This is a genomic window from Streptomyces sp. 8K308 (genome assembly GCF_004348315.1).
Classification (GTDB): domain Bacteria; phylum Actinomycetota; class Actinomycetes; order Streptomycetales; family Streptomycetaceae; genus Streptomyces.
The window spans coordinates 1-10932 of the sequence record NZ_SMKC01000250.1; the positions used below are offsets into that span (position 1 = coordinate 1).

The 10932-nt window shown below is 66.1% G+C and carries 9 protein-coding genes and 1 pseudogene; 3 read left to right on the forward strand and 7 right to left on the reverse strand.

The window, feature by feature from the left end:
• Window positions 1–549 precede the first annotated feature (549 nt).
• The gene (locus E1265_RS26540) at window positions 550–984 is read left to right on the forward strand and encodes a hypothetical protein (protein ID WP_132933534.1); all 435 of its coding nucleotides are present in this window, start codon (window positions 550–552) and stop codon (window positions 982–984) included.
• Window positions 985–1411: 427 nt separating this feature from the next.
• On the opposite strand, the gene E1265_RS26545 is transcribed toward E1265_RS26540, so the two are convergent.
• From E1265_RS26545 to E1265_RS39665, 4 genes and pseudogenes are all read right to left on the reverse strand, one after another.
• The gene (locus E1265_RS26545; protein WP_132933535.1) at window positions 1412–1738 is read right to left on the reverse strand and encodes a transposase; all 327 of its coding nucleotides are present in this window, start codon (window positions 1736–1738) and stop codon (window positions 1412–1414) included.
• Window positions 1739–1875: 137 nt separating this feature from the next.
• On the reverse strand, window positions 1876–2796 hold the full coding sequence (locus E1265_RS26550; RefSeq protein WP_132933536.1) for a helix-turn-helix transcriptional regulator: 921 nt from the start codon (window positions 2794–2796) through the stop codon (window positions 1876–1878).
• A gap of 43 nt (window positions 2797–2839) precedes the next feature.
• Window positions 2840–3688: an oxidoreductase gene (locus E1265_RS26555; RefSeq protein WP_132933537.1), complete on the reverse strand. Its 849-nt coding sequence runs from the start codon at window positions 3686–3688 to the stop codon at window positions 2840–2842.
• 311 nt (window positions 3689–3999) lie between these two features.
• Window positions 4000–5640 (reverse strand): annotated as a pseudogene (locus E1265_RS39665) (aldehyde dehydrogenase family protein).
• Here E1265_RS39665 and E1265_RS26565 point away from each other — a divergent pair.
• A complete protein-coding gene (locus tag E1265_RS26565) occupies window positions 5639–5944 on the forward strand; it encodes a hypothetical protein (protein WP_132933538.1) in 306 nt (101 codons plus the stop codon). The pseudogene E1265_RS39665 and the gene E1265_RS26565 sit on opposite strands and share 2 nt — an antisense overlap.
• Here E1265_RS26565 and E1265_RS26570 read toward each other — a convergent pair.
• From E1265_RS26570 to E1265_RS40425, 3 genes are all read right to left on the reverse strand, one after another.
• Window positions 5941–7089: a PP2C family protein-serine/threonine phosphatase gene (locus E1265_RS26570; protein WP_165953884.1), complete on the reverse strand. Its 1149-nt coding sequence runs from the start codon at window positions 7087–7089 to the stop codon at window positions 5941–5943. The two genes, E1265_RS26565 and E1265_RS26570, sit on opposite strands and share 4 nt — an antisense overlap.
• Window positions 7090–8469: 1380 nt before the next feature.
• Window positions 8470–8682 carry a hypothetical protein gene (locus tag E1265_RS39670; RefSeq protein WP_243741123.1) on the reverse strand — a complete coding sequence of 71 codons (213 nt, stop codon included), beginning with the start codon at window positions 8680–8682 and terminating at the stop codon, window positions 8470–8472.
• A 33-nt stretch (window positions 8683–8715) separates the two neighbouring features.
• Complete coding sequence (locus E1265_RS40425) at window positions 8716–8841, reverse strand: hypothetical protein (RefSeq protein WP_279571468.1); 126 nt, start codon at window positions 8839–8841, stop codon at window positions 8716–8718.
• Between the two features lie 561 nt (window positions 8842–9402).
• Between E1265_RS40425 and E1265_RS26580 the strand changes: the two genes are divergently transcribed.
• On the forward strand, window positions 9403–10488 hold the full coding sequence (locus E1265_RS26580) for an NAD(P)-dependent alcohol dehydrogenase (RefSeq protein WP_243741124.1): 1086 nt from the start codon (window positions 9403–9405) through the stop codon (window positions 10486–10488).
• Window positions 10489–10932: the final 444 nt, after the last annotated feature.

The following is a 10932-nucleotide window of genomic DNA, read 5'->3' on the forward strand; positions in this document are numbered from 1 at the left end:
CCGGAGACACGACGCGCCGCCCCTACGGGGCGGAGAGACACCGGCCGCTCCGCGGCCCCGTGTGGGGCGGGCCCGTTCGCTCCGCTCACAGGCGGTGGTGGGTTGGGAGGCACGGCCTCCGGCCTTAGCCTCCTTGTGCGGGTGGTGCATCAGGCTCATATGCTGCGTAATTACTGAGATTTGGGGAAAGTGACGGTCCGGGCCTGGTCGCGCTCCGCGCTCCCAGGGCCCTGGGGATGGTGACGTAAAGAAGCGGCTACAGGGTAGGGGTGGTCCGGCGCCACACCAGACTACCGGCCGGTGGGCGGTCGACGTCAAGACCTGACGAGGCGTCGAGAGGTCTAGACCCCTGCCAAAGGAAAAGCCGGGGCAATCAATTGCCATGGCGTGCCGATCTGCACGGTTGCGCACCATGCACAACTCCATCGCCTTATTAAGCAGCATGCACCATAGCGAAGCACGCAAATGCCTCTTTATTGTCACGGTAGGGGATGCCTCAGGAGCAGCAAAAGGCAAAGGAATCCAAAAAAGACCGGCTGAACCTGAAAGGTGATCGAGGAAGTGCAACAGCATATATTTTGGAAGCTAGCGTCCCTGGGCGTGGTCGCTGCGGCGGTTTCTGTGACATCGCCCGCGGCTGCAGCCCCGTTGCCTGGCCCGGGCGAATGGGATCACGTGGGGACGTCGAGATTCCACGACAGCGGCGAGGACACCACTCGCTATCACAGTGGGATAGGGCGCTCAGCCGGTGGCGACTTCCGTGCCTGCGTCTACACCGCTTCCAGCACCTTTACGGCCTACTACCTCTGGGAGGACGATCCGGACGGCAACGCCGACGAGCCCGTGGAGGGACGCAGCAGCGACGACCTTCCGTGTTTAGTGTTCCGCGACATCGGACGCTACGTCGACGGCAGCAACAATCGGGCGGAGTTCTACATCCGCACCCCCGACCACAATGCTATGAGAGTGGAATGGTACGACTGATTCAGGGAATCCCAAAACACCCCTGCCGGACAGCTATTAACCATAACGCTGTGCCGTAACAGCAGGCCCATCACGCGGGCTCCCGTTACGGCACAGCGTCGCGATCACTCCTGTCGTTGGCGCTCGCGATAGGCCGCCTGACGGCAGGCGCTCCCGCAGTACCGGGCCGTCCGCTTCCGCCTTACGCCGGCCCACAGCACCACCCGGCAGGTGGGACCGCCGCACGTCTGCCCCGCGAGTAGCTGCTCGAGGCGGCCGGCGAAGGTGCAGGATCTCCGCCGCCTTCGCACCGAGCACGACGTCCCACAGCACGAGGGCACGCTCACGTCGCTTCCGCAGCCGGTACGCGGCCGCGACGCAGTTCGGGCCGCAGTACCGACGCCGCGACGAAGCGCTCCTCGGCAACGGCCGGCGACATCGCCGATACTCACACCGCCGCCGCCTCGACGTGCCGACCGGCGTCGACGTCACCTCCCCCTGCGGGCACCACCTGTCCCAGGATCTCGGCGGCGCGGCGGTGGATGGCCAGTTCGGTCTCCAACTCGGCTATGCGGCGGCGGGCGGCAACGAGTTCGGCGTGATCGCTGCTGCTGATGCCGGGTTCCTGGCCGGTCTCGATACGGTGCTGGCGGCGCCAAGTGTAGATTGTCTGGTCACTGATCCCCAGGAGCTGGGCGACCTCGGCGACCTTGCGGCCGGACTCGATGAGGTCCAAGACCTTGCGGCGGAACTCGGCTGGATAGCTGCGGGGCATATGGGTCTCCTGAGGCGCTGGATGACTGATTGTCCAGCAACCCGATTCCACCGAACCCGGGGCACATCAATCCGTTGGGGAGCAGGATGTCGCACCCCGCTCCCCAACTGTTTCGGCCCGGCCGTCCCGCTGATGCGCTACGCCCCGTCCTTGGATTCTCCCGCCGAAGGTGCTACTCCGGGTTGCCGGGGGGCTCCTGCCGCCTCCGTCGGCCGGGCGGGGAGCTCTGTGGCAGCCCAGCCTGCCAGAAAGGTGAGGGCCTGTGCGCTCGGTGAGTGCGGTTCCGCCGTGTAGACGAGCAGGCTCTGGTCCGCGGAGCCGCGCACATCCAGCACCTGGAAGTCCAGGCTCAGTTCCCCGGCGATCGCGTGAACGAACTCCTTGCGGCCATGCCGCTGGGCCCGCACCCTGTGGTCGGACCACCATCGGCGAAAGTCGGGGTCTTTCAAGGACAGTTCCCCGACGAGGCGGGCGAGTTCGGGATCGTTCGGGTAGCGGCCGGCGTCCATGCGGAGGTAAGCGACACACTCCTGGGCCACTTGCTCCCAGTTCGCGTACAGCCCGCGGACCTCGGGGTCGAGGAAGGTGAGCCATATGTGGTTGCGCCGCTTGGCCGGCAGCCTGGAGTAGTCGGTGAACAGCGCGGCGCTCAGTTTGTTCCACGCCAGGATGTCCATACGACGGCCGAGCACGAGTGCCGGGACATTCACCATGCTGTTCAGGAGGACCCGGATTGCCTGCGTTACCTGCTGATTTCTGGGTGTGACCGGCTTCGCCTGGTCGGAGATGCCGGCTTCGGTCGCACACCGCAGCAGGTACTCCTCCTCGTCGGGCCGCAGCTCGAGGGCCCGGGCCAGGGCACTGAGGATGGCAGGCGACGCGGACTTCACGCGGCCTTGTTCCAGCCGCACGATGTAGTCCACGCTGACGCCGGCCAGCGACGCGAGTTCCTCACGCCGCAGTCCCGGCACCCGGCGGTGCCCGGACGTGGGCAGCCCCACCTGCTCCGCAGTGACCCGGGCGCGGCATGCGCGCAGGTATTCACCGAGTTCTGTCACGGCAGTCTCCTTCTCGTGTGACTCATGCGCGTCATACGGTGGGTCAGTTGGTGGCCTTCACGTCGTCGTGATCGGTGGACAGGGCGAGCTCCCGCCAGGTGTCGGTCTCCTCGCGAAGCTGAGCGATCTTACGGTCCATGGCCCTCACGGAGTCGCTGCCGAGCTGGGCGCGCAGCGGCGGGTTGGCGGCGTCGGCGAGAGCGAGGATGGCTGTGGCGCCCTTGACGGGGTCACCGGGCTGGGCGTGGTTGAGCCCGGGGACGGCCTGGCGCACGGCGCCGGCGGTCTCGGCGTAGTCGGAGATGATCCGGCCCTCCGTGAGCAGGCTGGTGGCGTCGAGGAAGTCGGTGCGGAAGTATCCCGGCTCGACAATCGTGACCTGGATCCCCAGTGGCGCCAGTTCGGCGCGCATCGCCTCGGAAAGGCCCTCCACGGCGAACTTGGTCGAGCAGTAGACACCGAAGCCCGCCACGCTCTCGAAGCCCCCGATGGAACTCAGGTTGAGAACGCGGCCCGACCTCTGTCGGCGCATGACCGGCAGGACGGCGCGAGTGACGTTGGCCAGACCGAAGACGTTGGTGTCGTAGACCGAGCGGATCGCCTCATCGGTGGTTTCCTCCACCGCGCCCAGCACACCGCGTCCTGCGTTGTTGACCAGGATGTCGATCGTGCCGAACTGCTTGACGGCTGCCTCGACGGCTTCGCGGGCCTGCGCCTCGTCGGTGACGTCCAGGGCGACAACGAGCAGGCTGTCCCCGTGCTGGGAGAGCGCGTCCTGTACGTCCTGGGGCCTGCGGGCCGTCGCCACGACCTTGTCCCCCCGCTCCAGTGCCTGGCGTGCGATCTCCAGGCCGAAACCGCGGGACGCGCCAGTGATGAACCAAGTGGTCATGCCACTACCTCTCTTTTACTCGATATTAGAAAAATAAGGTCAGATGCAGCGAATTTTCGTATCACTGTGATGGAGCAGCATTTACTGCTCTCCGTGGCCGGCAGCGGCCCTTCCCGGCTGGGATGCGGGCCGACGACGGCGCGCTGCTGGCGGCCATGACCACGAAGACGACGCCGACCACAGTTCGAAAGTGCCAGGGGCGGTGCGTCCGGTGGTGCTGGTTGGGGTGCCGGCGCCCCAGGGTCTCGAGGGCCGCCAGCTTGCCAACGTTCACGTTCTTGCCATCTCCGGTGAGAATCCAGCGTCGGCCGTCAGCGGCCGAGGACGACCTTGGTCTCCAGGTACTCCTGCATGCCGTCGGGGCCCCATTCGCGGCCGTTGCCCGACTCCTTGTAACCACCCCAGGGCGCGGTCCAGTCGAACTCGGCGTTGTTGATGATCACGTAGCCAGCTTCGATCCGGGACGCGACGTCCGCGGCGTCCGCGAGATCGCTGCCGGTGACATAACCGGCGAGGCCATATCGGGTGTCGTTGGCGATCTGAACAGCCTCGTCCACCGTGTCGTAGGTGATGATCGACATCACTGGGCCGAAGATCTCTTCCTGGGCGATGGTCATGTCGTTGGCGACCCCGGAGAACACCGTGGGCTTGACGAAGTGCCCTTTCTCCAGGCCATCCGGCTTGCCCAGGCCTCCGGTGAGCAGCCGGGCCCCCTCATCCAGGCCGGTCTAGACATAGCGCTGGACGGTCCGCCACTGCTCGCCGGAGATCAGCGGGCCCATGTCGGTGCCCTCCGCACGCGGGTCGCCGACCTGGAGCGCCTCCACCCGGGAGCAGCACCGACAGGAACTCCTCCAGCCGTTCGCGCGGCACCAGGGTCCGGCTCGGCGCACTGCAGATCTGGCCGGTGTTGGCCATCAGCCAGGTGAGCACCGTGTCAACCGCAACGTCCAGATTCGCATCAGGCATGATCACCTGCGGCGACTTGCCGCCGAGCTCGGTGGCCACGCGCTTGGCGCTCTTGGCCGCAGCGGCGTTCACCTGGAGCGCGGCCTCACCCGAGCCGGTGAAGGACACGACGGCGACGTCGGGGTGCGAGGCAAGCGCGTTTCCGATCTCCGAGCCGCAGCCAGCTGAGCCGGTTTGAGGACGACGGTGCAGCCGGCCGCCAACGCCGAGGCGGTCTTGCCGGCCGGCTGAAGGGCGGGGAAGTTCCACGGAGTGATCAGAGCCGCCACGCCGATGGCTTCCTTGCGAATGTGGGTGGTGCCACGGTCTTCGGTAAACGAGAACGTCTTGAGCACCTGGGCAGCGGCCCGGAACTGGATCAGCCCGGCGGCAACGTGCATGGCACGGGACAGCGACAGCGGACAGCCCAGCTCAGCGGTGACCGCCTGGGCCATGTCCTCGGCGCGCCGCTCGTACTCGTCAGCGATCCGCTCCAGCAGGTCGATACGCTCCTGGCGGGTGGTCCGGGAGAAAGATGGGAATGCCCGGTTGGCCGCGGCGACCGCCAGGTCGACATCGGCCTCGCCGCCGAGCGCCACCCGGCCGGACACCTCGCCGGTCGCGGGGTCGGTCAGATCGGCGACCGCGCCGTCGAGGGGCTCGCGCCAGGCGCCGTCGATGTACAGCTCGGTGTAGTCACGCATGTTGTCTCCGTCAAAGTCTCTAATCGCCGCATGGGCGGCCATGTGGCGGAGGCGTCTTGTGGAATCCATCGTCGGGACAGAGAGCCCTGGCATCCAGGGAGGCCTCTTCCTGGGCATCGGTCCCTGGGAAAACCAGTACCAGGCTGAGCGCGCTCGGCGATCACTTTGCCCATGGCGCGGGAGACATGGATGTTCAGGCGGTCCCACACCAGCGTGATCGCAATCGCCGCAGCGTCCCCGCCCCGGTCGCACTCGACCCGGCAACACCAACCTCAAGCGACTACTGGGCATCACCGCCATGGTCGCGATCAGGAACAAGGACTCCTATCTCGGTGTCTTCTACCGCCGTCTCGCCGGAAGACGAGGCGGCAGACGCGCTATCGTCGCGGTGATGCACAAGTTCGCCATTGCCATCTGGCACGTGCTTCATGACAAGGTCCCCTACCGCGAGCTCGGTGCCGACCACTTCACTCGACGCGCCCCCGAACGCGCCATGCGCCGCGTGATCAAAGAAGCCAACAGCCTGGGCCGACCGTCCGCTTCGACCCGATCAACACGCCTGACCAACCCACCACGGTCATTTGAACCGCCTCAGTCCCCTTAGCGTGCGGGGTCGGGGGTGTGGTGGACGGCCAGGAGGGCCACGTCGTCGTTCAGATTGCCGTGGGTATGGGCGACGATGTCGGCTGTCACTGCATCGACCAGATCGTCGGGGTCGTGGAAGACACGGCCGCCGAGCGCGGCGGCCGGGTCGTAGAACTCGCCGCGTCCGTTGCGGGCCTCGGTGACCCCATCGGTGTACAGCAGCACGAAAGTGCCGGCGGGCAAGTCCGCATGATGCACGTCGTGCTTCAGAGCCTCCCGGTCCCTGCCCAGTCCGAACGGTAGGGCACTCTCGCAAACGGGCAGATAGCGCGGTGGCTCATCAGGCGGCAGCAGCAGCGGTGGCGGATGGCCGCAGCAGATGAAGCACGGCCGGTCCGGCGTGTCGTGGGGGAATTCGGCGAGCACCGCGGTGACGAACCCCTCCTCGGGAGGGTCGAGGAGGCCCATCCGCTGGTTCTCGCGCAGCAACGCGTGCTCCAGGCGCCAAACCAGGTGGGCCAGGTCCGGCTCATGGGTGGACCACTCCCGAAAGGCGCCGAGCATCACGGCCACCGTCATGGCGGCCCTCACACCCTTCCCGGAGACGTCTCCGACGATCAGCCGCACGCCGAAGGGAGTCTCCTGCGTCGCGTAGAGGTCACCGCCGACGAGCGTGTCTTGCTGCGCCGCGCGGTAGTGAGCGGCGCCCCGCAGAGAGCCGGCACGCGGCGGCGGATGCGGCACGACGGCCCGCTGCACGACCTCCGCGATGCCAAACGCCGAGGCCGCGCGCTCACGCGCGGCGATCACGGCGGCGTTGACGACCAGCGCGAGCCCCGAGGTCACCACGACGGTGCCGACCAGCAGGCATCTTTCGACCACCGTCAATCCCCTGGGCTCGTTGACCACGGTCAGCAGGGGCGTGGCAATCGCGATGGAGACCACGGCGGTGGCGAGGGTGGCCCGCGGCGTGTCGACCGCCGCGGCGATCAGTGGCGCGGCAACGTACAGGCCGAGGAAGGTCAGATGAGTGGGGGTCAGGATGTTGTACAGGACCGCGGTGATGATCAGTCCGACCGGGAGAAGGCGCATCCACCCGGACCGAGGCCCCTGGCCCTTGGTGGGGGCACGGCGGCTGGATACGTCCGACGGCTGGATCGACACGTTCCCTCCCGTCCGGGCGCCTGGCGTCCCCGACGCACCCGGGCACGAGGCGATGACCTTCAGCGCTGTGATCCCGCCGCCCATGAACCAGGAGCTTTATGCCCCTAATATAGCACTTTGCATAGGGGTGCCTGTTGAGGCGGCCCGGAGCGCGGTGCCGGTGTTGCCACCGGTCCATTTCTCCGTACCGCTTGCCGAACCCGGCGTGCGGTTAAGAGCTGTCCCGCAATTCTGGAGACCGCTTGTCGATGTCCGCTTCGACCAGCTTCGCCGGAATCCTATTGAGGCTGAGAGTCAGGGCGGAACCGGACAAGTCGATCCGGCTGTGGCGACCCACCAGCCTCTGCCTCGAGTTACGGGACAACGCTTAGGTAGGCCGCCAGCGAGGTCCCTGTGACCAGGCCTGAGCTGCATTGATTTTCGTGGGGTCCCTGATGCCCGGTTACGATCCGGGTGTAAGGAGAACCACGAGCAATGCCAGCACCACGGAAGTACCCCCATGAACTCAGCAAGCGCGTGGTACGTGAGGTTTGAGCCACCGGCCGTCCGATCGCGGGAGGTCGGTCCGCCGGGCTGAGGCGGACGCTGGTCACCGCAATGACCGGCTGAGCACCGCCGAGCGCGAGGACCAGAAACACTCGGCAAGGAGAACGTGGAGTTGAGGCGGGCAAATGAGGTCCTGAAAGCCGCCTCGGTGTTTTAGCCCAGGAGATCGCCATCCCCGGACGACGCCGAGCAGGTGATTGAAGCTTCCCCCAGCGTTCGTGACACACGGCCAACTCAATTGCTTCCAGGCTGACACCGCCATGTGCTCCGGCGCGCGTGGGCCATGGTACGTGCCAACGACGGCGCACCGGGTCTCACCGCACATCCTGGCCGGCGTCGAGGAATACGGCATCGGTCCCTGATGAATCCCCGCCGGCAGCCCTTCTCTTCACCATGCATCACGCTGAGTGGTGACCCCAGATGCTCCATCTTGAGCGGCGCCCAACACTCAGCGTCACCTCCGGGAGGGCTTGAGCGTACCTGGGAGGCCGCGGTTCCTGAGAAACGCCTTGATCGGCTGGGACTCAGCCTTTCAGGGGATGTTCCCGCACTAGCTCCCCGCGTCTGAACGCCCATCGCAGGGGGGCACGGGTAGGTTGTCTTGAAAGTCTCCCGCCGACGCCAGGACTCCCTGAGGTCATGTAGGGAACATGCCTCGACGGATGGACTGGCGGGTGATGATCCCGACTCAGATCTCGATCTGGTTGATCCAGGGCGAGCCGATCGGAGTGAAGTGGAAGTGAGGGTTCTCGTCCAGTCACTCTCGCCCCGCAGGAGTGGTGTGAATCGAAAGGTTGTCCAGGACGACGTGGACTACCTTGCCCATATGAGGCGTCACCGCGTTCTACAAGAACGCCGGAAGTTCCCGGTATCCCGCACCGGGTGGCATTCACCGATCACCTCACACGTGCCGACGTTCAAGGCGGCGAAGAGGTTCGGGGTGCCGTGGCGAACGTAATCGGCGGTGCGCTTCTCCGTCGCGGCGAACGTGACCGGCAGGACGGGCTGGGTGCGATCCAGAGCCTGGACCTGCGTCTCCTCGTCCACCGAGAGGACCACGACACCACTGGGCGGGTCCAGTTACAGCCCGACGACATCGGCCGCCTTCGCCGCGAAAGCCGGATCCTTGGAGATCTTGAACGTGTCCGAGCGGCGCGGCTGAAGGTTCTTCTCCCACCACACGCGGGCGATATAGTGCCAGGACACCGACGCCCTCAGACTGCCTGAGATATGCGGCCAGGCACCGGCCGACCAGATGTGACAGTCCCGCCTCCATCGGCGGGGGCATCCTGGTCAGCGCGATCACCCGGCCACGCACCCGGGGCGGAACCTGGGTACGGGGAACACCACGCTTGCGTTCCTCCAATGCGGCCAGCCCGAGTTCGGCATACCACCTTTTCCACCGGCCGACGGTCAGAGCCGACACCCAGCCCACTCAGCGATGCCCTTCCGCCGCCGCCCCTCACCGCCCCACAATACGACCCGCGCCCGCAACTCATTAACCTATTCAGAAGAAATCTCCACGCACCACCAACGGGATAACCAGCTCAGGTCACGCAAACGGCATCACGCAACAACTAGGCTTGCCAATCGCAGTGCTCCTGATGCTCCGCAGGCACCGGCGGCGCCGCTGCTATATCGCATCCTCCGTTTTCCGTCGTTCACGGCATTTGGAAACTATCCTTTTGTGGGCAAGCGCGGCGAGTCGGATTGGTCGGCGGCCGCTCACCAGCTATCGAGACCACGCACTACTGCAAGGAGGAAGCCGTGTCCAGTCCCGAAATTCCGAACACGATGCGTGCAGCCAGACTGCACGCGTACAATCAGCCGTTCGTCCTTGAGGAGGTAGCGACTCCTGACATCGGCCCCGACCAGGTGCTCGTCAAGGTCGGGGCCGCTGGCATGTGCCGCACCGATGTGCAGCTGGTGGACGGCTACTTCCAAAAGTACTCCTCATTCGATTTTCCGGTCACGCCAGGTCATGAGATCGCTGGTGAGATCGTCCGGGTTGGGAGCGCGGCCGAGGCCACCGGCCGCCGCGTCGGCGACCAGGTGGTCGTCGTGGGCGGGATCGGCGACGGCACCTGCCGCCTTTGCCACCGCGGCGACACGCAAATCTGCCCGCACATCGCGTGGCCGGGATTCGGGCCCCACGGCGGCTACGCCGAGTACGTTCCCATCCCCGCCGCGTTCACCATCAAGGTGAACTCGCAGGCCAAACTCACGGCAGAGCAGCTTGCGCCCTTGACAGACGCTGGCCTGACCCCGTATCGCGGCGTGAAGAAACTCCGCGCCGCCGGGGCCTTCGTCCCCGGCGGCGTCGTGGGGGTGATGGGGATGGGGGCCCTGGGCACCTACGGCGTGCAGTACGCCAAACTGCTGGCCGGCGGGGCATCCGTCGTCGCATTCGCCCGAAATCCGAAAAAGCTCGAACTCGCGAAGAAGCTCGGCGCGGACCACGCCATCAACATCAGAGACCGGTCCATTGACGACATCCGGGGCGAACTCCGCGAGGCCACCGGGCAGGACGAAATCGATGCGGCCATCGACTGCGCCGGCGCCGAGGAGATGATCAAGCTGGGATTCGGGCTCCTCGCCACCAGCGGGCATTACGCGTCGGTCGGCCTTGTCGGGGACCGGATCGACATCCCCTTGTTCCCGCTGGTCAGCCGCGAATATACCTACCACGGGTCATTTTGGGGGAACTACAACGACCTGAGCGAGGTCATCACCCTCGCCGAACAGGGGAAGATCCAACACACCGTCCACAAGCTCCGTTTCGAGGACGTGAACGACGCGATCGAGCGCATTCGAACGGGCGAGATCGTGGGGCGGGCCGTCATCAGATACTGAGGCACGGGCCGGCGCGGTGGTGTCGCCGCCACCCACTTCGGGGGGCCACGCGCGCACACCTCGCCTGAACACACCCGACCCGTCCGTCCCCCGGGCTGCGCTTCGGCCTGACCTCGGGGCCGGGCGACGCTTCCCGTACCGCGAATTCACAACGGACGCAGACGCCATGGACACCGTGACGCCCGGCCTCCCGCCTGTTCGCGTGACAGCAGTTGAACGAGGTATCGACGCCCCCCGATGGCTTAAGAAGCCGTATCTCAACCGATCATGGAACGTGCGGGTCGAACAGGTTCCCGTCGGGGTGATGTTCCCGTTGTTGCGCATGAAGGCAGGGCCTCTCGGTAGCTCGGGGATGCGAATCTAACCGAGCAGTGCCGGGAGGCCCTGGTGTCGTTGTTGTACGTGTCCGAGCCTGTCCAGTTCAACTCGGCCGCACCATCGTGT

Coding starts and splice junctions, on each gene's coding strand:
- E1265_RS26555 (WP_132933537.1), bottom strand. CDS start 3,688: ATGACCACTTGGTTCATCACTGGCGCGTCCCGCGGTTTCGGCCTGGAG.
- E1265_RS26545 (WP_132933535.1), bottom strand. CDS start 1,738: ATGCCCCGCAGCTATCCAGCCGAGTTCCGCCGCAAGGTCTTGGACCTC.
- E1265_RS26565 (WP_132933538.1), top strand. CDS start 5,639: ATGGTCGCGATCAGGAACAAGGACTCCTATCTCGGTGTCTTCTACCGC.